This is a genomic window from Pseudomonas sp. 21LCFQ02 (assembly GCF_024129895.2).
GTDB lineage: Bacteria > Pseudomonadota > Gammaproteobacteria > Pseudomonadales > Pseudomonadaceae > Aquipseudomonas.
This window is the reverse complement of sequence record NZ_CM178749.1, coordinates 5,240,496-5,263,781: the sequence shown is the minus strand read 5'-3', so window position 1 is coordinate 5,263,781 and position 23,286 is coordinate 5,240,496. Positions and strand designations below refer to the sequence as shown.

Genomic DNA, 23,286 nt, shown 5'->3' with positions numbered 1-23,286 from the left:
TCGTTATGGATACAATATAACATCTCCGTCAGGAATTATTGCTATTTGTTTTTGCAGTGATCCGCCTATTTCGAACCTGCCCATTATTGCAATTGGCAATGCTTATCGTTTGCCATTAAGCTGGCGCACTTTTCGACAGCGTTCCTATGGCGCCGTGGTGGCTGGGTAAATGGAGCGGATCAATGGCAGATTCGGCAAAGGATCTCGATGCACTGCTCGCCTTGCGTCGTGAGCTGGTCAACTATGCCAATGGCATTACCGGTGACCGCATGCAGGCCGAAGACATCGTGCAGGAAGCTTATGTGCGGCTGATTGCCGGGCAGGGCGAACCCATCGAACAACCCGCAGCCTATGCTTACCGGGTGGTACGTAATCTGGCTCTGGACCTGATCCGCAGCCGCGCCCGCGAGCAGGCGCGGCACGCTTCGCCGCCTGACTGGCTGCTGCCGGCGGTGTTGAGCGACCCGGCCGACACCTGGCAGCACGGCATGGCCCTCGAACGCCTTGCCAGCGTGCTCGACAGCATGCCGGTCGCCAATCGGCGCGCCCTGGAGATGCACCGCTTTGGCGGCTACACCCTGGCGCAGATTGCCGAGCAGCTTGGGGTGTCGGTGACCAGTGCCCATCGTCTGCTGCGCGATGCGCTGGTGCGCCTGACCCGCGCGTTTGTACAGGAGTGTGACGATCAGGCGCTGCACGGAGGCAAACATGAGCGTTGAGCAGCAAACCGATCCGCTGGAGCAGGCTGCCGACTGGCAGATCCGCCTGGCTGAAGAGCCGCAGGCGCATGCCGAGTTCGAGGCCTGGCTGGCCGCTGACGAACGTCATCGGCAGGCCTGGCAACAGATGCAGGCGATGCTGGGCGCGTTGGGCGATGTGCCGGCCCGGGCGGTCGCTCACCCCTCGTTGCGTACTGCCAGACGGCCTGTCACTGGGTCCCGGCGCCGACGGCGCTGGCCCCAGGCGGCGCTGGCCGGTGCCGTGCTGGCCTTGATCATTGCGGTGGCGCCGCAGGCCAGCCTGTCCTGGCGCGCTGACTACCGCACCGCCACTGCGGTCACCCGTGAGGTGCGTTTGAGCGACGGCAGCCGCGTGCTGCTGGCTCCCGACAGCGCCATCAGCCTGTCGGCCGAGTCGCCTCGTCAGGTCACCCTGCTCAAGGGCCAGGCGTACTTCGAGGTGGCGCCTGATCCTGCCCGGCCCTTTGTTGCCAGCGCAGGAGAGATGTCGGTGCGGGTGCTCGGCACGGCGTTTGACCTGAACCTGCAGGGCCAGCGCGGCGAGGTCGCTTTGCAGCATGGTCAGGTGCAGGTCGAAAACGCCCGTAAACAGTCTGCGCTGCAACTCAGTGAGCGCTTGCTGCCGGGTGAGCGGCTACAAGTCGATTGGGCGAGCGGCAAGGTGCAGCGCTCGACACTCGACCCGGCCCGGGTCGCGGCCTGGCGCCAACACATGCTGTATGTCGAAGACCTGAGCGTTGCAGAGGTCGTTGGTCGCATGCAGCGCTATGTGCCCGGCTGGATCGTGGTCGCCGATTCCGCACTGGCCAGTCGACGCATCAGCGGGGTGTTCGATCTGCGCGACCCGGACCGGGCGTTGCAGGCCCTGGCGCGTTCGCTGAACGTGCCGCTGCAGACCGTTACGCCGTGGCTGCGGGTGTTGTGATCTGAGCGCAAAAACAGAAATCTGGAAAAAAATACCGGGCACGGCGTCTTTCTGGTGAATTTGAGAATTTATCTCGGATGCTAACCAGACGTAATCAAGGATTTTTGCCATGCCCGTGCCTCGTGTTCATCTGTTTCGCCCCGCCTCATCCCGCTGGCCGCTGGGCTGGTTGTTGGGCTGTGCGCTACTGGGCACGGCCGCCCAGGTGGTTGCCGAGCAGCGCCAGCGTTATGACCAGCCGGCCCAGTCATTGGCTGGCGCGTTGGGCGCCTTCGGGGCACAAAGTGGCATTCAGGTCAGCTTTGATGCCGAGTTGGCGCGTGATCTGCGGGCCCCGGCGCTCAAGGGCGTGATGAGTGAACAGGATGCGCTGCGCCAGCTGCTGCAAGATAGCGGGCTGGGCTGGAGCCTGACCCCGGAGCGTACGCTGCTGTTGTTCCGCCAGCCGGCTGAGCAGGGGGCGCTGAACCTGGCCCCTTCGACCATTCATGGCAGCGCGCAGGTCGAGACCGCCGCAGGACCGGTGCAGGGCTACCGCGCCACGCGCACCGCCACGGCGAGCAAGACCGATACCGCGCTGCGCGATATTCCTCAGTCAGTGCAGGTGGTGCCACGCCAGGTCATCGAGGATCAACAGCTTGACCGCCTGGGCGATGTGCTGGCCAACGTCAGCAGTGTGCAGCGCGGCAACAGCCATGGCGGCTCGTCGGAGAGCTTCGTGATTCGCGGTTTTCATGCCACCGGTTATGCGGTTGACGGCATGCCGCTCAATCCGTTGGCCTCGCGCCCGGAAGCGCTCAGCGACCTGGCCAATGTCGAGCGGGTCGAAGTTCTCAAGGGGCCGGCCTCGGTGCTGTACGGGCGCGGCAACCCCGGCGGGCTGATCAATCTGGTGACCCGCAAGCCGTCCTTCACTGCGCAGGCCAGCGCCAAGCTCCAGGCCGGCAGTGGTGATTTCTATCGTCTGCAAGCCAGCGCCAGCGGCGCACTGAACCCGGCCGAGACACTGGCCGGCCGGCTGACCGTCGCGACCCAGACCGATCGCGGCTTTCGCGATACCTTGCGCGACAGCAAACACAGTTACATCGCCCCGGCGCTGCGTTGGCAGCCCAGCGACAGCACTCGGGTCGACACGGGGCTGGAATACATCGACCAGAGCTCACCGTTTGACCGCGGCGCGATTCCCATCAATGGCAAAATCAATCTGCCGGCCGACCGCTATCTGCACGAGCCGTGGGCACGGGACAAGGCCGACAAATTCTCGCTCTGGTACCGCGCCGAGCATGACCTCAATGACTGGCTGAGCTTGCGCCAGATGACCCGCTGGGATGACTCGCACAAGGATCGCTATGTGGTCGACCTGCGCGGCCTGGCCAGTGACGGCCGGACGCTCAACCGGCGCGCCACGGATGGTGAAGAACGCATTCGCACCCTGGACATGCAGTTCGAGGCCATTGCGCGTTTCGCCACCGGCGCCGTGCAACACACGGCGCTGGCCGGGTTCGAGTACATCGATGGTCAGCGCGACACGTCCAGTTACCGGGCTTCGCTGGCATCACTGGATGTGTTCAATCCGGTCTACGGCGCTACGCCCGGGCGCTTTGCCTTCCAGGAGCGAGTGCGCTACGACCTGCAGTCCTACAGCCTGTACCTGCAAGACCAGATTGAGTTCAACGAGCAATGGAAGCTGCTGCTCGGTGCCCGCTACGATGACACCCGGCAGACCAGTAAGGCGCTGGATGCCGACGACCTCATTACCCGCACCGACGTTGAGCCGGAGCAACTGTCACCGCGTGTCGGGGTGGTCTGGCAACCTGAGCACTGGTTGGCCCTGTATGCCAGCTACAGCACTTCATTCTCTCCACAGACCGCCAAGACCCGTACGGGGCGGGTGCTCGACCCCGAACAAGGCGTGCAATATGAGGTCGGCGCCAAATTCGACATCATTCCCGAGCAGCTCAGCGCAACCCTGGCCGCTTTTGAAATCGTCCGCGAGAACGTTGCCGCCAGCGACCCGAGTGACAGCGAATACGCCGTGCAGACCGGCGAGCAGCGCGTGCGCGGTGTCGAGCTGGACGTCACCGGCAACCCGCTGCCGGGCTGGCAGATTATTGGCAACCTCAGCGCCCTGAACGCCGAAGTCACCCAGGACACGCTGATCAATGAGGGCAACCGCCTGACCGGGGTGCCGACGCTCAGCGGTTCGCTGTGGTCCAGTTACCAGTTGCAAGAGGGCCGTCTGCGCGGCCTGGGTTTTGCTGGCGGAGTGATCTTCGCCGGCCAGCGCGAGGGTGATCTGGACAATAGCTATGATGTGGGCGGCTATGCGCGTTTCGATGCCAGCCTGTTCTATGACCTCAATGAGCACGTGCGGGTGTCGCTCAATGGCCGCAACCTCACCGACCGCAAATACATCGAAACGGTGGCCGGTACCGATGGCAATTACTATGGCGAGCCGGCCCATGTGCTGGCCAGCCTGAGCTTGAGTTACTGAGAGGCTGGCCGGACTATGCTTGAATGGCGCTCACCGACCTACAGGATGTACACCGATGCAAAGACTGACCGCCAAAGACTTCGCCCCGCAACTGCTGGAGCTCTACGACTACTACGCCCACGGCCAGATCAACCGCCGCGAGTTTCTCGACCGGGCGGCGAAGTTCACTGCCGGCGGCCTGACCGCCGTCGGCGTACTGGCAGCGCTCAGTCCTGACTATGCGCTGGCCGAGCAGGTGCCGTTCACTGACCCGGACATCGTGGCCGAATACGTGAGCTACCCGTCGCCCAATGGCCACGGTCAGGTACGTGGTTATCTGGTACGTCCGGCCAAGGCCAGCGGCAAACTGCCGGGCGTGGTGGTGGTCCATGAAAACCGCGGCCTGAATCCGTATATCGAAGACGTGGCGCGGCGCGTCGCCAAGGCCGGCTTCATCGCCCTGGCCCCTGATGGCCTGAGCTCTGTGGGCGGTTATCCGGGCAACGACGACAAGGGCCGCGAGCTGCAACAGCAGGTCAACCCGGAAAAACTGCTCAACGATTTCTTTGCCGCCCTGGAATGGTTGATGGCCCATGACGCCACGACCGGCAAGGTCGGCATCACGGGGTTCTGTTATGGCGGTGGGGTCGCCAATGCGGCAGCCGTGGCTTATCCGGAGCTGGGCGCGGCAGTGTCGTTCTACGGTCGCCAGCCCAAGGCCGAAGATGTGCCGCGGATCAAGGCGCCAGTGATGATTCATTACGGCGAACTGGACACCCGCATCAACGAGGGCTGGCCGGCCTATGAGCAAGCGTTGCAAGCGGCCGGCACCACCTACCAGACTTACATCTACAAAGGTGCCAACCACGGCTTCCACAACGACTCCACGCCGCGCTACGACGAAGCAGCGGCCAGGCTGGCCTGGGAACGGACGCTGGAGTGGTTCAAGCGTTATCTTGCTTGAAGGCGCGCGGCGGGACCGCCGTGCTATCGCGGGCCAATACGGGTTAAGGCCCACTCGGCCCGGTGGGAGGCAGCTCTGCAGGCGAAGACGGCGGTACATTCGAAGCCAATGTGCCGATTTCACGGGCCTCGTCGCGAGTAGAACTCCCTCCCACCGGGACCGAGCCAGATCCGAAATCGCTTAACTGATCGGTACCACTCTTATCCGGGGATTAGTTACGGCTGCGTTTTTGCAGGTTTTTGAGTTGCTGGCTGGCACGCAGTACGGCGGCCATTTTTTCCGGGCGTTTCATGCGTTTCCAGTTACGGATGTCTTGCCGGGTCCGGCCGCAACTGACGCACAGCTCGCCACTGAGCTGGCATTGGGACGTGCAAGGGTTGTCGATTTCCTTGGCCATTTCAGGCGCGTCTCGAACGACGCGCCAGGCGTTTTTGCCAGTCACCGGCGTGGCTGTGCTGGCAGGCTTGTTCGCTGTCACAGGACACATGCCGTTCAATCTGTTGCAGCCGCACACCGGCTTCACTCAGGGCCATGGCGGTAAAGTCATTCATGCGTTGCATCTGCCCGGCGGCCAATGCGGCCTGGCGGTTGGCTTCGCTGTCGAACACCCAGATGACTTGCAGGCTGTCCGGAAAGTTGGCGTAGTCGACCACATGGGTCAGCCACTGGAAACCGAGCAGTTCGGCCTTGGCGGTTTCGCAGGCTTCGGTCAGGGTCTGGCTCAGCAGGCGTTCAAGGTGCGCTTGTTCGCGCTTGGATATGGACATACGAGGTGGCAGTGTGGAAAAAGGCCGACCAGTGTGTCACGGGACCGGCCTTTTTGCAGAGGTGGACGCGCCTTATTTGGCTTGTTGGGCGAAGTGATCCACCTGTTCCGGCTTGATCAACTGGAAGGGCACCCAGACTTCACTTTCGACCGGCTCGCCTTTGATCAGCTTCACTGCGGCCTGCATTGCCCCTTCCGCCTGGGCTTTCGGATCCTGATACACCGAGGCTGCCAGTTGGCCACGCTTGATAGCGATCAGGCCATCGGGCAACCCGTCGATACCCACCACCGGTATCGATCCCTTGGTCTTGCCCGCCTGTTGCAGTGCCATTGCCGCGCCGATGGCCATCTCATCGTTGTTGGCAACGATGGCGTCGATTTTGGTTCCGGCCAACAGCCAGTTGCTGGTCAGGTCCATACTGCGGCTGCGCTGCCACTCAGCGCTCTGTTGCTCGATGATCTTGATGTCCGGGTAATCCTTGAGCACCTGTTTCACGCCGTTGGTACGACCCAGCGTGGCATTCTGTGCCAGGTCACCCATGATGATCGCCAGATTGCCCTTGCCACCCATTTTCTCGGCCAGAAAGCCCATTTGCAGTTGCCCGGCTTCTTCTTCACGCGACCCTACGGCCACCACCCCCTTGGGTAACTCCGGCTGGTCCGGGCGGCGATTGACGTATACCAGTGGGGTCTTGGCCTGCACCGCCGCCGCGGTGACCCGGGCGACCCCGGCGGTGTCGGCCGGCAGTACAATGACGGCATCGACCTTCTGGGTAAGAAAGTTCTGCACCTGGTTAAGCTGGCGTACCACGTCGCCCTGAGCATCTTCGATCTGGATCTGCACACCGGCCTTGAGGGCGGCGTCATTCAGGCCGTTGCGGATGTAAGTCATGAAGTTGTCGTCCACCCTGGCGATGCTGACCCCGATACGGTATTCGGCCAGTGCCATGGAGCTGAACAGCAAGCCGGCAGTGACTGCGAAAAGCTTGGTAAAGCGCATGGTGAGTATCCTTTTTGTTGTTATCGGAAAACGTGCGCAGGGTTTTACAGGCTGAACGCTTCGCGCAAGCGCTCGATGGCCAGTAGCGGATCGCCCGAGGCCCAGCCTTCCAGGCCGATCACGCCGCGATAGCCCATGGCATCAAGCGAGCGGGCAATGGCCGGGTAGTTGATTTCACCGGTGCCCGGTTCCTGGCGCCCCGGCACATCGGCCACCTGGATCTCGCCAATCGCGCTGCCGGCGCGCTGTACCAGTTCAATCAAGTTACCTTCGCCAATCTGGGCGTGGTACAGGTCGAGGTTGAGTTTCAGGTACGGACTGTCAACCGCCTCGATCAGCGCCAGGGTATCTTCGGCGCGGGCGAAGGGCGTGCCAGGATGATCGACCGCTGTGTTGAGGTTTTCCAGCAGGAATACCTTGCCTGCGTCCTCACCCAGGCGGGCGATTTTCTCCAGGGTTTTGCAGGCGCTCAGCCACATGCGCCCGCTGACCTTCTGCACCGGGCGTACCGGCAGGCCCTTGTCGTCCAGGCCGGTACCGTGCAGGTTGAGACTCGGACAGCCCAGACGTTCGGCTACTGCCAGCGACTGTTGGGCAGTGGCAAGCAGACGGGCAATGCCATCGGTTTCGGTCAGGTTGCCGTCGATGTAACCGGTCATGGAAGTGAAGTCGGCACCGGTGGCGATCAGCGCATCAATGTCTTTGTTCGTCCAGTTCCAGATCTCTACACTCAGGCCCAGCTCATGGATACGTCGCACGCGTTCGATGAAGGGTTGGTCGACAAACAGCATTTCAGCGCTGGCTGCGAGTTTGAATGGGCAGCGGCTCATGAGCGGGTCTCCTCGATGCGGATCGGTCGGCTTTGCAGTACCGAGTCGATACAGGCGCGAGCGATCACCAGTGCGGCGCGGGCATCCTCGCCACTGGCCAGCGGCTGGCTGCGATTGCGCAGGCAATCGGCAAAGTGATTGAGTTCGGCAATGTAGGCATCGCGCAGCAGGTCGGTGTCCATGCGCATGCTGTCGGCACTGATGCCTTCGGCTGTGTAACGGCGCAGGTCCGAGCAGTTGATGTCGCCCATGGTCAGCATACCGGCACTGCCGAATACCTCACCGCGCACGTCGTAACCGTAGACCGCCTGGAAGCTGGCCTCGGCACTGGCCAGGGCGCCGTTGTCGTAACGGATGCTCACCAGCGCGGTGTCCAGCAGACCGCTGGCTTTGTACTGCGGGGCGATCAGCGCATCGGCCATGACATTGACTTCCACGGCACAGGCGCCCGGGTTGAGATAGTTGAGGGTGTCGAAATCGTGGATCAGGGTTTCCAGAAAGATCACCCACTGCGGCGACGCGGCAGGGTTGCTCAGCGCCGGATCCCGGGTCAGTGAGCGCAGCAGTTGCGGGGTGCCGATGTGGCCTGCCAGAACTTCTTTATGGGCCTGACGAAAGCTCTTGGAAAACCGCCGGTTGAAGCCCACCTGCAAGACCACGCCGGCTTGCCTGGCTGCCTCGATGGCGCGGTCGGCTTCGTCGAGAGTGATGGCCATCGGTTTCTCGCAGAAGATGCCCTTGCCGGCGCGAGCGGCGCTGACGACCAGTTCGGCGTGGCTGCGCGCCGGCGAGGCGATCAGTACACCATCAATGTCCGGGTCGAGAATCAGTTGCTGTGGGTCGGTATAGACCCTGTCTACTCCCAATTCAACGGCCAGCCGGGCTGCCTGGCCGGGGGTTGGGTCGGCGATGGCTGCCAAGGTGGCACCGGGAATATGCCGGGCTGCTGTCAGGCCATGGAAGCTGCCCATGCGGCCAGCACCAATCAGGCCGAGGCGAAGAGTCTTGCTTGAGGTCATCGATAAAACTCCTTGTTGTTTTTCTGGGCCGGTTGTCGAACGACAGTCCGTGACAGCAAGAGAGCAACGCCTGTGCCAATTTTTAACTTATTGAAAATAAAGGCTTTATTTCGAATTATGAAGGCAAATATGTCTAATTTAATGACATGTCTATAATGGCATGTCATAAAAATAGACATTCGTAGAGGTGGCCGATGCGTGATTTTGCTGACCGGGTTGAGCCTTTGGCGCAACTGCTTGCCCCTCAGGATCTGGATTATCTGACCGCCTTGAATCCAGGCGATCTGAGTGACGGGCCCATACCGGCGTTGCAAGCGGCCTGGCAAGCCTGTCAGGCGGGCATTTCGTCGCCTCCTGAGCAGGTGAGGGCGCTGATCTGGGCCTCTTGGCAACGCAGTCTGGCAAGCGGTATCGACCCGCATGACAGTGCCTATCGGTTTGTCAGTTCACAGATGTTGGCGGCCACTTTGCACGAGCACCGTGAATTGATTCACACCGCGGCTCAGGTGATGCAGGGGTTGTTGGCGTACAACCCGCGGGGGCATATCAACCTTACCGATTCCCATGGCACCACCCTGCATTTCTGTGGCCTGGACATCACGCCGATCGGGAGCCGTTTGCTGGAGTCGGTGCAGGGCACCAATTGCACGGGCCTGGCTTTGCGTGAAGATCGTCTGGTATACGTGCTGGCCGAAGAAAACTTCGCCAGTGGTCTACGTGCGCGGCGCATGCATTGCGCGGCAGCGCCGATTCGCGACAGTGAAGGCCGCACCCGGGCTATTTTGACCCTTACTGCTGAGCCGGGCTGGTTTCATTTACACACCCTGGGCACGGTGCAGGCGGCCGCCGAAGCTGTTTCACGGCAGATGGCCTTGCAAGCACTGCTCAGTGAACAGCGCGCCGTGCTGGAAGTGCTCAACGAGGGGCTGGTGGTGCTTGATTCACAAGGCCGGATCAAGACGTTGAACCGCTATGCGCGGCAATTGTTCAACGCAGATGAAACCTCGCTCGGCGCGCCGCTGCGCCAGTTGGCCCACAGTGAACCCGCTCAGGAGGTGCTGCTGCGTGACGGTGACGGCTTGCGCGACCTCGATTGCAGTTTCCAGTTGGCCGATGGCAGCGCCCTGGCCTGCCTGGTGTCGGTCTGCCCGTTGGCCCAAGGCGGCTGGATTCTATCGTTGCGCGAGAACCTGCGCATTCGTGAGATCACCCGCCGCGTGATTGGTGCCCGTGCCAAGTATACCTTCGACAACATACAGGGCCGGTCGCGGGCGCTACAGGACGCCCTGCGCCTTGCACGGATTGCCAGTCGCAGCGACTCCACCACCTTGATTATCGGCGAAAGCGGTACAGGCAAAGAGCTGTTCGCCCAGGCTATCCACAATGCCAGTGCCCGTAGCGGCGGTCCTTTCGTGGCAGTGAACTGCGGCGCAATTCCCCGTGAACTGGTGCAGAGTGAGTTGTTCGGGCATGTCGAAGGTGCCTTTACCGGCGCCACACGGGGCGGTTCTGCGGGCAAATTCGAGCTGGCCGACGGCGGCACGATCTTTCTCGATGAAATCGGCGACATGGCCTTTGATGCTCAGGTCAGCTTGCTGCGGGTGTTGCAAGAAGGCGAGGTGACGCGGGTCGGGGCCAAGAAATCCCAACGTGTGGATGTGCGTATTATCGCTGCCACGCATCGAAACCTTAGCCAGGCGGTGGCGCAGGGAGCGTTCCGGGAAGACCTTTACTACCGGCTCGACGTGCTAAATCTGAGCGTGCCGCCGTTACGACTGCGCCGTGATGATATTGCTCTGCTGGCCCGGCATTTTCTGGTCAGGGTGGCGCGGTCACTGCGCAAGGATGTCCGCGACCTCTCGGCAGATACCTTGCGTCTGCTGGAAGCTTATGGCTGGCCGGGGAATGTGCGCGAACTGGAAAATACCCTGGAGCGGGCCACCAACCTGGCGACCACGACGCAGATCGAGGTCGAAGATTTGCCGATCGAACTGCAGCAAGGCCCTGCCATTGGGGGGGGTCGCGTCGAAGCCCGTCCTGCAGCCAGAAGCGCCGGGTCGCTGGACCTACAGAGCCGGCAGGCCGCAGCGATCATCGAGGTGCTACAGGCTACGGGCGGTAACATGCGATTGGCAGCGCAGCAACTGGGGGTATCACGGGGCGGGTTGTATAACAAAATGCATCGGCTGGGGCTTGAAGTGGACAGCTTTAGAGTCTGAACTCGCGACCGGCCAGGCCCGGGTGTTCAACGGGGGCTACGCGGTTTGCGCGAGGTGGCAGGTTTGCGCCGCACCGCTGTTGTACCTTCAGCCTGGGCGGGGCGCGACACGTTGCTGCTCTTGCGTTTGGTGGTGCCTTTGCCGCTGCCTTTGCGCGATTTCTTCCACGGCGCGGCGCCAGCCGGCGCGGGCATGCCTTGCAGGTTCAGGCGCAGGCCCTGGCAACGCTCGACCTGCTTGCTCATCCAGGCGGCCTGCTTGGCGACGAATTCTTCCAGGCTCATTTCGCCGTTCTGCACCATGTCGAGAGCCTGCTCCCAGATTGCCGTGGTGCCGGGGTCGGCGATGGCCCTTGGCACATTGTCGATCAGGCTGAAAGCCGGTGGCGTGGCCGACAGCGCCTTGCCGTTCTTGCTCAGGTAACCGCGGTCGAGCAGGCCCTGAATGATTCCGGCGCGGGTTGCTTCGGTGCCAATGCCGGTGGTTTCCTTGAGCTTTTGTTTGAGCAGCGGGTCTTCCACCAGGCGGGCGACGTTTTTCATCGCCTTGATCAGATCGCCCTCGGTGTAGGGCTTGGGCGGCTGGGTCCACAGGTCCTTGAGCTGCACGGCGGTGACCGGGCAGACACAGCCTTTGTGCAGCGCCGGCAAGGCCTGGGGCGGCGCGGCCTCGCGACCTTTGGCCGGGGTCAGGGCTTCGGGCAGGGCGCGTTTCCAGCCGGCCTCGATGATGCACTTGCCGACCGCGCGCAGCGCATGGCCGGCACAATCGAAGTCGGCCTGGGTGCGGTCGTATTCGTGGTTGGGCAGGAACTGCGCCAGGTAACGGGCGCGGATCAGCGTGTACACCGCCCGTGGCTTGCCACTGAGGCGCTCAAAGGCGCGGGTGGCAGCGGTGGGAATGATGCCGTGGTGAGCACTGACTTTTGCGTCATTCCAGGCCCGTGAGCGGCGTGCCGGGTCCAGATGGCCGCGCAAGGCCTGCAGCGACGGGTCGGCAGCCGCGAGGGCGGCAATGATCCCGGCGGCCTCGCCATGCTGACTGTTGGGCAGGTAGCCGCAGTCGCTGCGCGGGTAGGTGATCAGCTTGTGGGTTTCATACAGCGACTGGGCGATGTCCAGGGTTTCCTGGGCGCCGAGACCGAGTTTTTTTGAGCAGATCTCCTGCAAGGTGCCGAGGTCGAACGGCAGCGGGGCCGCCTCGCGGATACGCTCGGTGCGCACGCTGATGGCGGTCGCCTGGCCAGCCTGCTGCATGTCTCGCGCGGCCTGTTGCGCCAACGGCTGGTTCAGGCAGCGGTCCTGCTCGTCGCAGGCATCGGCCGGGGCGCGCCACTGGGCGGTAAAATCCTGGCCGGCGTGGCGCAGACCGACCTCAATCGCCCAATAAGGCACCGGCACGAAGTCGGCGATGCTGCGGTCACGGTCGACGACAAGGCGCAGGGTAGGGGTCTGGACCCGACCGACGGGCAATACGCCCTGGTAGCCCGATTGCCGACCGAGCAAAGTAAACAGCCGGCTCATGTTCATGCCGATCAACCAGTCGGCGCGCGAGCGGCCCAGTGCCGAGTGGTAAAGACTGAATGTGGCAGCCCCGGGCTTGAGCGCTGCAAGCGCCTTGCGGATCGAGGCATCATCGAGCGCCGACAGCCATAAGCGTTGAATCGGCCCGCGATAACGACAGTGTTCGACCAGCTCACGGGCGATCATCTCGCCTTCACGGTCGGCGTCGGTGGCGATCACCAGCTCACGGGCCTCGCCCAGCAAGCGCTTGACGGCCTTGTACTGGCTGGCTGTCTTGGGTTTGACCTGCATTTTCCAGGCGCCGGGGACAATCGGCAGGTCTTGCAGAGCCCAACGTTTGTAGCGGGCGTCGTAGGCGTCGGGCGGGGCGGTTTCCAGCAGATGGCCAATACACCAGGTGACCGTGGCATTGGGACCGACCAGACAGCCTTCGCCACGTCGGGTGGCGCCGAGCACGGCGGCGATATCCTTGGCTTGAGAGGGCTTTTCGCAGAGAAACAGGCGCATGGCCGGGGCAGTCTTGTGATCGGTCGAGGTCGACAGAATGCGTCAGGCGCGAGGGCAGATCAAGTTTTATCTGTATGGACGTACAGTAAATGCCGCTGGGCGGCCTTACTGGAGCTGCAAGCTTCAAGCTATAAGCGGCAAGTGAGTCAGGCTCAAATCAGCTTGCCGCTTGCAGCTTATGACTTGCCGCTTAGAGAACGCTGATAGGGTAGTCAACGATCAGGCGGAACTCGGACAGGTCACCTTCACCCTGGTCGCTGTTGGCGCGGTGGAAGGCCTGGCGGATACGAAACGACAGATCCTTGGCCGGGCCGGTCTGGACCACGTACTTGGCCTCGATATCGGTTTCGTTGTGCTTGCCGTCGTCACCGTACAAACCCGCGTAAGCGCTGTCGGCCGAGACCTTGCTGCCATCGACGTCATAGCCGCGTACATGGCGCGCCATGAAGCTCAGGCCGGGCACGCCGTAAGTCGCCATGTCGAGGTTGTAGCGAATGCCAAAGGATTTCTCGTTCGGGCCGTTGAAGTCCGACCACTGGATCGAGTTGGCGAGGAAGATCGAGTCGCCCCCTTCGCCGTTACCGTTATTGCCGACGGCCAGATAGTCGAACGGCGTGTCGCCATGGACTTTCTGCGCGCTCAGGGTGATCGAATGGGCGCTCAGGAACGCATAGGTCGCCGACAGCGATGCGGTGGTGTTGTTGATCGAGCCGGCTTTGGCCTGGCCCTCATCCAGGGTGCGGTACAGGTTGGCGTCGAAGGTCAGCGACTGGTCACCGGACAACGCCAGCACATAGTTGGTGTTGGCGTAGTACTGGTTCCATACATCTTCGAACTGCGCACCGTAAAGGCTGGCGGTCCAGTTCGGCGTGAGCTGGTAGACCGCGCCGGCGAAGGTGGCTTTGCGCGCCGTGACATTGGCGTACAACGCGTAGATGTCGTGGTCTTGGTTGGTGGTCACGTTACTGTTGGTGCTGGTGTAACGGCCGGCTTCCAGATCCAGCCCTTCGATTTCGCTGCTTTTGAGTTCGAACCCGGTGGCGGTCTGTGGCAGCAGGCGGGTGCCGCCCACAGCGAACACCGGCGCGGTGGGTTGCATCTTGCCGTAGCGCAACTGGGTCTTGGACAGGCGCAGTTTTACGGCGGCACCGGCGCTACCAAAACTGTCTTCAGCCTTGCCGTTGCGGTCCAGTGGCAGGTTGCCGGTGCCGCTGTCTCCTTCCTGGGCATCGAGCTTGAGGGCGAAGTGGCCGAAGGCATCGATACCCACGCCAATGGTGCCCTCGGTGAAACCGGAGCTGTAGTTGCCGATGAACCCCTGGGTCCAGTCGCGGTTGTCGGTGGCGCCATCCTGACGGTCACGGTTGAAGTACTGGTTACGAGCCAGTACCGAGAGGCTGCTGCCTTCGACGAATCCTTTGGCCTCGGCCTGGTCTTCGATTGTTTCTGCGTGAGCCAGCTGGCTCGCGGCGGCCGAAACAGCCAGTGCGATGGCGCTCCATTGTTTTGCATTCATCGAATCATTCCCCTGATTGGTAGGGCCCGGCGTGTCCATTGATGGCATGTTGATCAGTCATCGGTGGCGGGCATTTACGGCAGGTGGGCATTGCCCAGCTAAGGATCGCGGGCGCGATAGTAGATGAGGGTGCATGCGCTACGTGGGCGATGCATTATCTCGCGCCAAGCTTTTATATCACGCTATTTCAATGGCTTAAGACGAAGCAGTGACAGGCCGGGTTACAATTTTTTAACTTTGTCGGGGTCTTGCCGGCTTGTAGCGTGCCGCACAAATGGCGTTTTGCTGCTATTGCTCATCCTTGGGCAGCCGCCAAGCCATGGGCAGAATCATTGCCAGCGTGTCGTGCGCGGGTTTGTCACCGCTTGCTACCATGGCGGCACATAGGATTAGGGGAGCCTCATGCGAAAGGTCTTGTGCATTGAAGACGACCACGACACCGCTCAGGAAATCGCCTCGGAATTACGCCGTGTCGGCTTTGTCGTCGAGTGCGCCGATGACGGCCTGCGGGGCCTGGAACTGGCGCTTGCTGGCGGGTTTGACGCGATCACTCTTGACCGTATGCTGCCGGGGCTCGATGGCCTGCAGGTGATTACCCGGTTACGGGCCGCCGGCGTGCAGACTCCGGTCTTGATGATCAGCGCCCTGACCGATGTCGACGACCGGATTCGCGGCCTGCGGGCCGGGGGTGATGACTATCTGGTCAAACCGTTCGTTTCCGAAGAAATGGCGACCCGTATCCATGTGCTGCTGCGCCGGCACATCGATCCACTGGAGCGCGAAACCCTGTTGCAGGTCGCTGACCTCAGTCTCGATCTGCTGAGCCGTGAACTGATATGTGGTGAGCAGCGCATTAACCTGTCGCCCATCGAGTTCAAGCTGCTGGAGTTTCTGATGCGCAACGCCGGCTCCGTGGTCACCCGTGCGTTGATTTTCGAAACGGTATGGGGCTACCACTTCGATCCGGGCACCAAACTGATCGACGTGCACCTCACCCGGCTACGCCGCAAGCTGGATGCCGTGGGCTGTCAGGTGGTGGTAAACGCCTTGCGCGGCTCGGGGTTTGTGCTGGTCGACACCGGAGTCAATTGACGTGCGGATCCGCTTGTTGCGTACCACGGCATTCCGGCTGACCGTCACCTATGCGATCGCCTTGTCGCTGGGAGCCTTGTTGCTCAATGGTCTGATCTATTGGCAGGTGGCCAGCTACATGTCGCGCCAGGGCGACCAGACCATCCTTGGTGAAATGCGCCAACTGTCGTACCTCCCGGTCGAGTCCCTGCCTGACGAAATCACCCGCTTGCAAGAGGGCGACCTGCGCGGGGTCGTGACCTATGGCTTGTTCAGCCCACAGAGGCAACATGTGCATGGCACGATGCAGACGCCGCCACAAGAGCTTGTACTGGACGGCAAACCGCATGACTGGGACGATTCGGGGTTTGCTGACGGAGCCAAGTTCGTGGCCCGGCAATTGCCAAATGGCCAGATTCTGGTGGTCGGTTTCGAGGCCAAGACCCTGGCAAGCCTGCGTAACATCCTGTTGCGCTATCTGGGCTGGAGCGCCTGCCTGATCCTGATCGCCGGGCTGCTGTTTGCCGTACTGCTGGGCTTGGGCCCACTGCGCAGGATGCGCAAGGTCCAGGCTGCCAGCCGCAGAATCGCCGAGGGCGATTTTACCCAACGGCTGCCCATCAGCCGGCGCGGCGATGAACTGGACATGCTCTCGTCGCTGGTCAACCGGATGGTGGGTGAGGTCGGGCGCTTGCTCGATGAGGTCAAGAGCCTCGAAGACAACGCGGCACATGACTTGCGAACACCGCTGAACAAGCTTCGGGCGCAGTTGCATCGCGCCTTGATCGAATACGACCAGGCGCCTGCAGAGGTGCTTAAAGTGCGTCTGGAGAAATCTCTGGACGCCGCCGATGTGTTGCTTGGCCGGTTTCGGGCATTGCAACGTATCGCGGAAATCGACGCACGTTCGCGCCGCGCAGGCATGACCACCCTGATGGTGGGACCGTTACTGGCGCAATTGTTTGAAGACTATCAGCCAGTGGCTGAAGAGGCGGGCATTGAGCTGCAGTTGAATGTCGAGCAGGTTCCGCCGTTGCTGGCGGATCGCGAGCTGCTGGCCGAAGCCCTGATGAACGTGCTGGACAACGCGTTGAAGTTCACCCCTGCGGGCGGGCAGATTCGTCTGAATCTGCTGCGCAGTGAGCAGGGCACACGAATAGAGGTTGAAGACAATGGTCCGGGTATCACCCCGGACCAGCATCAGGCTGTTTTGCAACGCTTCGCCCGTGGCCGGCAGGAACCCAGAGCCAGTGGCAGCGGGCTGGGGCTGGCCATCGTTGCTGCCGTGGCCAGAACCCATGGCTATCAGTTGCTGCTGGAGGACGCGCAGCCGGGGCTGCGCGTGGTGTTGCAGAGTCGCTGAGGCGGTCAGATCAGGTTCAGTGGGTAGTCGAGAATCAGCCGTACTTCATTGACGTTCTTCTCTCCCTGATCAAGGTTGGCGCGATGGAAGGCCTGGCGCAGGCGTACTGACAGGTCTTTTGCGGCGCCACTCTGGACGATATAGCGGGTTTCGAAGTTGGTCTCGTGATGGCGACCGTTTTCTCCGTACAGGCCAGCGTAGGCGCTGTTATACGGGGTCTTGCTGCCATCAATGCCAGTTCCGCGCATGTGCCGGGTCGTGAAGCTCAGGCCCGGTACACCCAACGGTGCCATGTCCAGTTTATACGTGAGCCCCCACGAGCGTTCGTTCGGGCCGTTGAAGTCCGAGAACTGTGCGGCGTTGGCCAGGTTGATCGAGCTGCCGCCTTCACCCGAGCGGTTATTGCCCGTGCCGATCAGATCAAACGGCGTGTTGCCGTGAATTTTCTGATAAGACAATGTCAGCGCATGGGCACTATTGAATGAATAAGTGCCGGCCATCGACCAGGCGGTGTTATTGATGGCTCCAGCCTTGGCGTGGCCCTGATCCAGCGTGCGATACAGGTTGGCATCGAACTCCAGCTTATCTGAGCCACTGAGCCCGAGCACATAGTTGTTATTGAAGTAGTACTGGTTCCAGACATCATCCAGACGGGCACCATACAAGGTGCTGCTCCACTCCGGGCTGAGTTGCCAGGTGGCACCGGCAAATGTGGCACTGCCCGATCTGACCCCGGCGTTATTGGCGTGGATGGTATGTCGGCCGTTGGTGGTCACGCCGCTATTGGTCGCGGTGTAATGTCCGAAGTCGAGGTCAAGGTTATCCAGGTCACTGCTTTGCAGGCTGAAGCCGGTAGCGGTTTGTGGCAGCAGGCGAGAGTGGCTGGTGGCAAATACCGGAGCCTCGGTTTGCATGTTGCCGTAACGCAGTTGGGTCTGGCCGGCACGCATCTTGATACTTGCGCCTGCGCTGGCGGAGCTGCGGTCCGGGTGGCCGTGGCGGTCGACCGGCAGGTTGCCGGTGCCGGCGTAGCGGCTCTGGCCGTCGAGCTTCAGGCCCAGTTGGCCCCAGGCGTCGACCCCCACACCGACCGTGCCCTGAGTAAAGCCCGAGTTGTAATGGGCGATTGCGCCCTGACTCCAGTCGCGGTTATCGCGCTCGCCTTGTTTGGCATCACGGTTGAAGTAATAGTTGCGCAGGTGCACATTGAGGCTGCTGTCTTCGAGCAAGCCCTTGGCCTGTGCCTGGTCATCTACCAGTGCGCCCATTGCGCTCTGGCTCAGGGCAGCCGAAACCGCCAAAGCAATATAGCTCAGGTGTTTTATTTGCATTGTGTAACTCCTTGAATCCATCAAATCTGTCGTCGTGTCAAACCGTGGAGGTTGTAACGCTGACGAGCAGTCATTGAGCGCTGATGTAAATCAGTCTGGTTTATTGAGTCGCCAAACAGCCAAATATTATTCAGGGATCAGTGGTTGGCGACGCAGACAGTTATATCACGCAGTTTTGATGGTTGAAGTTAGTTGTCCGGGGCATGTTGTTTCGATGAGTGATGCGATGTTTGAAGTTATTTCGGTGTTCTGAGAGGGGGTGTTATTTGTTCTGAATTGTTTGTAGTCCAATTCCTTTATTAAGTTTTTGTCATGGTTCTGCAAGCATTCATGTTGTAGCGAGTCTGCAAAACAAAGCGGCAGCCGGTCAATAAGAGCCGGCTGCCGCCATTGTTACAACTTATTGGTTTATATATCAGCCTGGCAGGCCGATCTCTACCTGGCTGCCATTGATTCGTACCGGCCAGACATCCAGCCGCTGCTCGGGGTACTCCAGGCAACTGCCGTCTTGCAGGCGAAAGTGCTGCTTATACAGCGGCGAGGCAATGACCAGGTCGTCGCCCAGTTTGCCAAGCAGGCCACGGCCGATCACGTTGGCCCCGGATTTCGGGTCGCGGTTGCCCACGGCGTACAATGGCTGTTCATTGCCAGGCAAATAGAACAGCGCCACTTGGCAATCATTGATCCAGGCCACTACGCCAGAGTTGGCGACCAGGTCCTGATGCTGGCAGAGGTTATGCCAGTGCAAGGTCGCCGTGGCTTGGGGGCGTTCGGCAAATGCCACGTTGGTTTGGCTCATTACACCACCTCCTTGAACAGGGGAATCAGCTTGAGTTCATCGGCTCGCGCCGGGCGGCGCTGTTCACGTTCACGCACGAAATGCACATCCGGGTCGCTGCGCTTGTCGTTGACGAAGGTACGGAAACGCTTGAGTTTTTCCGGGTCCTTCAGGGCATTGGCCCACTCGCATTCGTACCGGTCGACGACCAGTTGCATCTGCGATTCCAGCTCGGCCGCCAGGCCCAGGCTGTCATCGATGATCACCGCCTTGAGATAATCCAGGCCGCCTTCGAGCGATTCGCGCCATACCGAGGTGCGTTGCAGCTTGTCGGCGGTGCGGATGTAGAGCATCAGGAAGCGGTCGATATAACGGATCAGGGTCTCGTCATCCAGATCGGTGGCGAACAGTTCGGCATGCCGTGGACGCATCCCGCCGTTGCCGGACACATACAGGTTCCAGCCGTTCTCGGTGGCGATGATCCCGACGTCCTTGCTCTGCGCCTCGGCGCATTCACGGGTGCAGCCCGACACCGCAAACTTGAGCTTGTGCGGTGAACGCAGGCCCTTGTAACGATCCTCGATGCGCAACGCCATGGCCACGCTGTCCTGCACGCCGTAGCGGCACCAAGTGCTACCCACGCAGGATTTCACCGTGCGGGTCGACTTGCCGTAGGCATGCCCGGTCTCGAAACCGGCCTCAATCAGTTCGCCCCAGATCTCTGGCAATTCGTGCAACTGCGCACCAAACAGGTCGATCCGCTGACCACCGGTGATCTTGGTGTACAGGTCATATTTCTTGGCCACCGCGCCGATGGCGATCAGGCCGTCCGGGGTGATTTCGCCACCGGGAATACGCGGCACCACCGAGTAGGTGCCGTTCTTCTGCATGTTGGCCATAAAGGTGTCGTTGGTGTCCTGCAGCGGAATCAGCAGCGGGTCGGTGATCGGCCGGTTCCAGCATGACGCCAGGATCGAACCGACTGCTGGCTTGCAGATGTCGCAGCCGTGCTCGCCCTTGCCATGGCGATGCAGCAGTTCTTCGAAACTCTCGATGTTCTCCACCCGCACGATCGAGTACAGCTCCTGGCGGGTATAGGCGAAATGCTCGCACAGGCTCTTGTCGACACTGACACCGCGGGCGATCAGTTCATGCTCGAAGACCTGCTTGAGCAAGGCCGCACAGCCGCCGCAGCCGGTAGCGGCCTTGGTGCAGGCCTTGATGCCGGCCAGGTCAGTGCAACCTTCGTCGATGGCCGCGCAGATCGAGCCCTTGCTGACGTTGTGGCAGGAACAGATGGTCGCGGTGGCGGGCAGCGCATCGGCACCGAGCGCCGGTGCGCCTTCACTGTGCGGCAGGATCAGGCTGGCCGGGTCTTCAGGCAGGGCGATGCCATTCTGTGCATATTGCAGCAGGGTGTCGTAGTAGCTGTTGTCGCCGACCAGCACCGCACCGAGCACGTGCTTGCGGTCGGCGGACACCACCAGCCGGCGATAGCTGGCGGTGGCTTCATCGATATAGCGGTAGCTCACTGCCCCGGCCAGTGCGCCATGGGCGTCGCCGATCGAGCCGACGTCCACGCCCAGCAATTTGAGCTTGGTCGACATATCGGCGCCGAAGAACGACTCGGCATCCTGCTCGCACAACTGCGCGGCGACGCTGCGGGCCATCTGATAACCCGGCGCAACCAGACCGAACACGCTGCCGTTCCACGAGGCACATTCCCCGATGGCGAAGATATCGGCATCGCTGCTGCGGCAATGTTCGTCGATCGCTACGCCGCCACGCGGGCCCAGGTCCAGTTCGCATTGGCGGGCCAGGGCATCCTGCGGGCGGATACCGGCGGAGAACACAATCAGGTCGGTTTCCAGAAACTCGTCGCCGGCAAAGTTCATCCGGTAGCGGTATTGGTTGCCGGCGCTGATCGATTGGGTGGCGCGTGACAGATGTACACCTACGCCCAGCGCTTCGATGCGCGCCTTGAGCGCCGCGCCACCGAGCTCGTCAAGCTGCACCGGCATCAGGCGTGGCGCGAATTCCACCACGTGGGCTTCCAGACCCAGGGATTTGAGGGCGTTGGCAGCTTCCAGACCGAGCAGGCCGCCGCCGACCACCACGCCGCGCCGCGCCTGATTGGCGGCGGCGCGAATGGTGTCCAGGTCGTCCAGGGTGCGGTACACCAGTTTCGAGTGACCGCTGGCGCCTTCGATCGGCGGTACAAATGGATAAGAGCCGGTGGCCAGTACCAGTTTGTCGTAAGCGAAACTGCCCTGGGCGGTGATCACCTCACGGCGCACGCGGTCAATTTCCAGCACCGGGACACCGAGGTGTAAGGTGAGGCCGGGTTGCTCGTAGAGGGCAGCGTCGCTCATCGCCAGCGATTCAGCATCGCGGCCGCTGAAGTATTCGGACAGATGCACGCGGTCATAGGCGCGCTGCTGCTCCTCACCGAAGACATGGATGCGATAGCGCTCAAGGGCACCGCCCGCAATCAACTGCTCGACGCAATGATGACCGACCATGCCGTTACCGACGACGATCAGGGTTTGTACATCGTTGTGAGGCAAGACTGTGGTGTTCATAGCAAATCCCGGCCTAGGCCAATCAGGTTTCGTGAAGCAAAAAAAAAGCGCCCGGAACCGTGAGGTTCCAGGCGCCTTTGCCTGTTCTGGTTATGAGGTGCTACCCAGGCGACGTTGCCGGATGTACCTTTAAGCCCGTTGATCTGCGTCGACTGCAAGGGGCTGCCCGACCTGCGTGGGTGGGCTTGCCAGAGTTAATGCAGGGCTTGTGCCAGATCACGGAAAGCCCCGTGCAATGAGGGGTTTTGCGGTTTTCAGAGCCGTGAGTGAGGTGATGGGTGCATTTAAATGGTGCAGGTTGTTCCAGGTTGGAGCAGCACGGCGCGTCTCCAGCTGTAATCGACTACCATGCAGCTTTGGGCAACCAGGCGAGCACCATGTCAGAACCGGCCATCCTGATCACCGCTGTCGAACAGGCCGACATTGCTGCCACCCTTGCATTTGTCATGCAGGCCCGGGCGCAGATCTTCCCGATGCTTGACCCCGCTGCCATACCCTCGGACCTGGCCGGGTTCGAGCAGGTCTACCTCAACGGCCCGGACGGTCATTTTCTGATTGCCCGCGCAGCCGGCCAGATCGTCGCGGCCATCGGCTATTTGCCTTACGACCAGCGCTTTGCGCAACTGGACTACCGGGGCCGGCGCACGGTGGAAATCGTCCGGCTGTTCGTCGCCCCGGCCTTTCGCGGCGCTGGCCTGGCGAGCCGTTTGTTCCGGGCGCTGAGCGAGCATGCGCAGCAGCAGGGCGTCGAGGTGCTGTACCTGCATACCCATCCGTTCCTGGCTGGCGCCATTGCTTTCTGGGAAAAGCACGGTTTCACCATCACCGATGTGGAAGACGATCCGCTCTGGCACACCACCCATATGGAGAAAGCGCTGGATGAACGCCCCTGACCTCGACCTGCAACGCTGGCAGTCGCTCTGGCAGCGGCTGGGCGTGCAGCCGCCGCAGGACGCTTTCGAGCACTTGCAGCGGTTGTACGCCGGGCCCGCCCGGCATTACCACAGCGCCGCGCATATCGACGCCATGCTGCAAACCTTCGACACGCTGCGCGATCATGCCCAGGCCCCGGAACTGCTGGAGCTTGCCATCTGGTACCACGACGCAATCTACGACCCGGCCCGCCAGGATAACGAAACCCGCAGCGCCGAGCTGGCGAGCGAAGTGCTACAGGCTAACGGGCTGGGCGCACAGGTGCAGGCCGTACACGCGCTGATCATGGCCACCGACCATCGTCAGCCTGCAACCAGCGCCGACCAGCGCCTGCTGGTGGATATCGATTTGTCGATTCTTGCTGCGACACCCAGCGAGTACAGCGCCTACGCAAAAGCTGTGCGCCTTGAATACGGTTGCTTTCCCGATGCGCTGTATGTGCCGGGGAGGGTGGCGGTGTTGAAGAAGTTTCTACAGCGACCAGTGATTTTCACCAGCCCCGCAGGACAGGCCCGCTGGGAAGCGCGGGCCAGAGAAAACATCCAGGCCGAGATCGACGGCTTACAGGAGCAATGCTGATCAGTTCAGGGTGACGCGGGCCCGGTTGGCCCTTACCCGGTTATGGCCTGAAATAAGGTGGGAACGAGCTTGCTCGTGAAAGGGCCAGGCCAGACAAAACATGTCCAGCGCCTGACCCTTAGCCTTCATCGGAGTGCCGCCCACACTAAGGTCGTTACCGACATTTC

At 61.5% G+C, this 23,286-nt stretch carries 19 protein-coding genes; 9 read left to right on the top strand and 10 right to left on the bottom strand.

The features are described 5' to 3' along the window. The first annotated feature begins 182 nt into the window (after nt 1-182). From NJC40_RS23725 to yghX, 4 genes are all read left to right on the top strand, one after another. On the top strand, nt 183-719 hold the full coding sequence (locus tag NJC40_RS23725) for a sigma-70 family RNA polymerase sigma factor (protein WP_045492486.1): 537 nt from the start codon (nt 183-185) through the stop codon (nt 717-719). Beyond that, the gene (locus NJC40_RS23720; protein WP_253141723.1) at nt 709-1,665 is read left to right on the top strand and encodes a FecR family protein; all 957 of its coding nucleotides are present in this window, start codon (nt 709-711) and stop codon (nt 1,663-1,665) included. The genes NJC40_RS23725 and NJC40_RS23720 overlap by 11 nt, the downstream gene beginning before the upstream one ends. A 109-nt stretch (nt 1,666-1,774) precedes the next feature. Further along, the gene (locus NJC40_RS23715; RefSeq protein WP_253141726.1) at nt 1,775-4,159 is read left to right on the top strand and encodes a TonB-dependent siderophore receptor; all 2,385 of its coding nucleotides are present in this window, start codon (nt 1,775-1,777) and stop codon (nt 4,157-4,159) included. 55 nt (nt 4,160-4,214) lie between these two features. Further along, nucleotides 4,215-5,102, top strand: a complete 888-nt coding sequence (gene yghX / locus NJC40_RS23710) for a YghX family hydrolase (RefSeq protein ID WP_045492481.1) — start codon at nt 4,215-4,217, stop codon at nt 5,100-5,102. A 211-nt stretch (nt 5,103-5,313) separates the two neighbouring features. Here yghX and NJC40_RS23705 read toward each other — a convergent pair whose 3' ends face one another. The 5 genes from NJC40_RS23705 to NJC40_RS23685 all read right to left on the bottom strand — a co-directional run bounded on the left by NJC40_RS23705 (nt 5,314) and on the right by NJC40_RS23685 (nt 8,717). After that, the gene (locus NJC40_RS23705) at nt 5,314-5,499 is read right to left on the bottom strand and encodes a DUF1289 domain-containing protein (RefSeq protein ID WP_045492479.1); all 186 of its coding nucleotides are present in this window, start codon (nt 5,497-5,499) and stop codon (nt 5,314-5,316) included. Nucleotide 5,500: 1 nt separating this feature from the next. Beyond that, on the bottom strand, nt 5,501-5,869 hold the full coding sequence (locus tag NJC40_RS23700; RefSeq protein WP_045492476.1) for a hypothetical protein: 369 nt from the start codon (nt 5,867-5,869) through the stop codon (nt 5,501-5,503). Nucleotides 5,870-5,941: 72 nt separating this feature from the next. Further along, nucleotides 5,942-6,868 carry a sugar ABC transporter substrate-binding protein gene (locus NJC40_RS23695; RefSeq protein ID WP_045492473.1) on the bottom strand — a complete coding sequence of 309 codons (927 nt, stop codon included), beginning with the start codon at nt 6,866-6,868 and terminating at the stop codon, nt 5,942-5,944. Between the two features lie 44 nt (nt 6,869-6,912). Then, nucleotides 6,913-7,698: a TIM barrel protein gene (locus NJC40_RS23690; protein ID WP_045492470.1), complete on the bottom strand. Its 786-nt coding sequence runs from the start codon at nt 7,696-7,698 to the stop codon at nt 6,913-6,915. Continuing rightward, nucleotides 7,695-8,717, bottom strand: coding sequence for a Gfo/Idh/MocA family oxidoreductase (locus NJC40_RS23685; RefSeq protein ID WP_045492467.1), 1,023 nt, complete (start codon nt 8,715-8,717; stop codon nt 7,695-7,697). The genes NJC40_RS23690 and NJC40_RS23685 overlap by 4 nt, the downstream gene beginning before the upstream one ends. A gap of 194 nt (nt 8,718-8,911) precedes the next feature. Between NJC40_RS23685 and NJC40_RS23680 the strand changes: the two genes are divergently transcribed. Beyond that, the gene (locus tag NJC40_RS23680; RefSeq protein ID WP_045492465.1) at nt 8,912-10,936 is read left to right on the top strand and encodes a sigma-54 interaction domain-containing protein; all 2,025 of its coding nucleotides are present in this window, start codon (nt 8,912-8,914) and stop codon (nt 10,934-10,936) included. A 26-nt stretch (nt 10,937-10,962) separates the two neighbouring features. Here NJC40_RS23680 and NJC40_RS23675 read toward each other — a convergent pair whose 3' ends face one another. Then, nucleotides 10,963-12,966 carry a DNA topoisomerase III gene (locus tag NJC40_RS23675; protein WP_253141728.1) on the bottom strand — a complete coding sequence of 668 codons (2,004 nt, stop codon included), beginning with the start codon at nt 12,964-12,966 and terminating at the stop codon, nt 10,963-10,965. Nucleotides 12,967-13,156: 190 nt separating this feature from the next. Beyond that, nucleotides 13,157-14,482 (bottom strand): OprD family porin, encoded by a 1,326-nt coding sequence (locus tag NJC40_RS23670; RefSeq protein ID WP_253141735.1) that lies wholly within the window; start codon nt 14,480-14,482, stop codon nt 13,157-13,159. Nucleotides 14,483-14,884: 402 nt separating this feature from the next. On the opposite strand from NJC40_RS23670, the gene NJC40_RS23665 reads away from it, so the two are divergent. Both NJC40_RS23665 and NJC40_RS23660 read left to right on the top strand, forming a co-directional pair. Continuing rightward, the gene (locus NJC40_RS23665) at nt 14,885-15,574 is read left to right on the top strand and encodes a response regulator transcription factor (protein WP_045492457.1); all 690 of its coding nucleotides are present in this window, start codon (nt 14,885-14,887) and stop codon (nt 15,572-15,574) included. A 1-nt stretch (nt 15,575) separates the two neighbouring features. Continuing rightward, a complete protein-coding gene (locus NJC40_RS23660; protein ID WP_052483537.1) occupies nt 15,576-16,916 on the top strand; it encodes a sensor histidine kinase in 1,341 nt (446 codons plus the stop codon). Nucleotides 16,917-16,921: 5 nt separating this feature from the next. Here NJC40_RS23660 and NJC40_RS23655 read toward each other — a convergent pair whose 3' ends face one another. The 3 genes from NJC40_RS23655 to nirB all read right to left on the bottom strand — a co-directional run bounded on the left by NJC40_RS23655 (nt 16,922) and on the right by nirB (nt 21,607). Continuing rightward, entirely contained in the window at nt 16,922-18,247 is a 1,326-nt protein-coding gene (locus tag NJC40_RS23655; protein ID WP_253141743.1) for an OprD family porin, read from the bottom strand. 415 nt (nt 18,248-18,662) lie between these two features. After that, nucleotides 18,663-19,046: a nitrite reductase small subunit NirD gene (nirD, locus tag NJC40_RS23650; RefSeq protein ID WP_045492451.1), complete on the bottom strand. Its 384-nt coding sequence runs from the start codon at nt 19,044-19,046 to the stop codon at nt 18,663-18,665. Continuing rightward, nucleotides 19,046-21,607 (bottom strand): nitrite reductase large subunit NirB, encoded by a 2,562-nt coding sequence (gene nirB / locus NJC40_RS23645; RefSeq protein ID WP_253141753.1) that lies wholly within the window; start codon nt 21,605-21,607, stop codon nt 19,046-19,048. Before nirB ends, nirD begins: the two co-directional genes overlap by 1 nt. 377 nt (nt 21,608-21,984) lie before the next feature. Between nirB and NJC40_RS23640 the strand changes: the two genes are divergently transcribed. Both NJC40_RS23640 and NJC40_RS23635 read left to right on the top strand, forming a co-directional pair. Further along, the gene (locus NJC40_RS23640; protein WP_253141764.1) at nt 21,985-22,500 is read left to right on the top strand and encodes a GNAT family N-acetyltransferase; all 516 of its coding nucleotides are present in this window, start codon (nt 21,985-21,987) and stop codon (nt 22,498-22,500) included. Further along, nucleotides 22,487-23,119 carry an HD domain-containing protein gene (locus NJC40_RS23635; protein ID WP_253141769.1) on the top strand — a complete coding sequence of 211 codons (633 nt, stop codon included), beginning with the start codon at nt 22,487-22,489 and terminating at the stop codon, nt 23,117-23,119. The genes NJC40_RS23640 and NJC40_RS23635 overlap by 14 nt, the downstream gene beginning before the upstream one ends. Nucleotides 23,120-23,286: the final 167 nt, after the last annotated feature.

Excerpts from the sequence above, each read along its gene's own strand:
- NJC40_RS23725 (WP_045492486.1), top strand. The coding sequence starts at position 183 with ATGGCAGATTCGGCAAAGGATCTCGATGCACTGCTCGCCTTGCGTCGT.
- NJC40_RS23635 (WP_253141769.1), top strand. The coding sequence starts at position 22,487 with ATGAACGCCCCTGACCTCGACCTGCAACGCTGGCAGTCGCTCTGGCAG.
- NJC40_RS23670 (WP_253141735.1), bottom strand. The coding sequence starts at position 14,482 with ATGAATGCAAAACAATGGAGCGCCATCGCACTGGCTGTTTCGGCCGCC.
- NJC40_RS23680 (WP_045492465.1), top strand. The coding sequence starts at position 8,912 with ATGCGTGATTTTGCTGACCGGGTTGAGCCTTTGGCGCAACTGCTTGCC.
- NJC40_RS23685 (WP_045492467.1), bottom strand. The coding sequence starts at position 8,717 with ATGACCTCAAGCAAGACTCTTCGCCTCGGCCTGATTGGTGCTGGCCGC.
- NJC40_RS23705 (WP_045492479.1), bottom strand. The coding sequence starts at position 5,499 with ATGGCCAAGGAAATCGACAACCCTTGCACGTCCCAATGCCAGCTCAGT.
- NJC40_RS23720 (WP_253141723.1), top strand. The coding sequence starts at position 709 with ATGAGCGTTGAGCAGCAAACCGATCCGCTGGAGCAGGCTGCCGACTGG.
- NJC40_RS23665 (WP_045492457.1), top strand. The coding sequence starts at position 14,885 with ATGCGAAAGGTCTTGTGCATTGAAGACGACCACGACACCGCTCAGGAA.
- nirD (WP_045492451.1), bottom strand. The coding sequence starts at position 19,046 with ATGAGCCAAACCAACGTGGCATTTGCCGAACGCCCCCAAGCCACGGCG.
- NJC40_RS23700 (WP_045492476.1), bottom strand. The coding sequence starts at position 5,869 with ATGTCCATATCCAAGCGCGAACAAGCGCACCTTGAACGCCTGCTGAGC.
- NJC40_RS23690 (WP_045492470.1), bottom strand. The coding sequence starts at position 7,698 with ATGAGCCGCTGCCCATTCAAACTCGCAGCCAGCGCTGAAATGCTGTTT.
- NJC40_RS23715 (WP_253141726.1), top strand. The coding sequence starts at position 1,775 with ATGCCCGTGCCTCGTGTTCATCTGTTTCGCCCCGCCTCATCCCGCTGG.
- NJC40_RS23655 (WP_253141743.1), bottom strand. The coding sequence starts at position 18,247 with ATGCAAATAAAACACCTGAGCTATATTGCTTTGGCGGTTTCGGCTGCC.
- nirB (WP_253141753.1), bottom strand. The coding sequence starts at position 21,607 with ATGAACACCACAGTCTTGCCTCACAACGATGTACAAACCCTGATCGTC.
- yghX (WP_045492481.1), top strand. The coding sequence starts at position 4,215 with ATGCAAAGACTGACCGCCAAAGACTTCGCCCCGCAACTGCTGGAGCTC.
- NJC40_RS23695 (WP_045492473.1), bottom strand. The coding sequence starts at position 6,868 with ATGCGCTTTACCAAGCTTTTCGCAGTCACTGCCGGCTTGCTGTTCAGC.
- NJC40_RS23675 (WP_253141728.1), bottom strand. The coding sequence starts at position 12,966 with ATGCGCCTGTTTCTCTGCGAAAAGCCCTCTCAAGCCAAGGATATCGCC.
- NJC40_RS23640 (WP_253141764.1), top strand. The coding sequence starts at position 21,985 with ATGTCAGAACCGGCCATCCTGATCACCGCTGTCGAACAGGCCGACATT.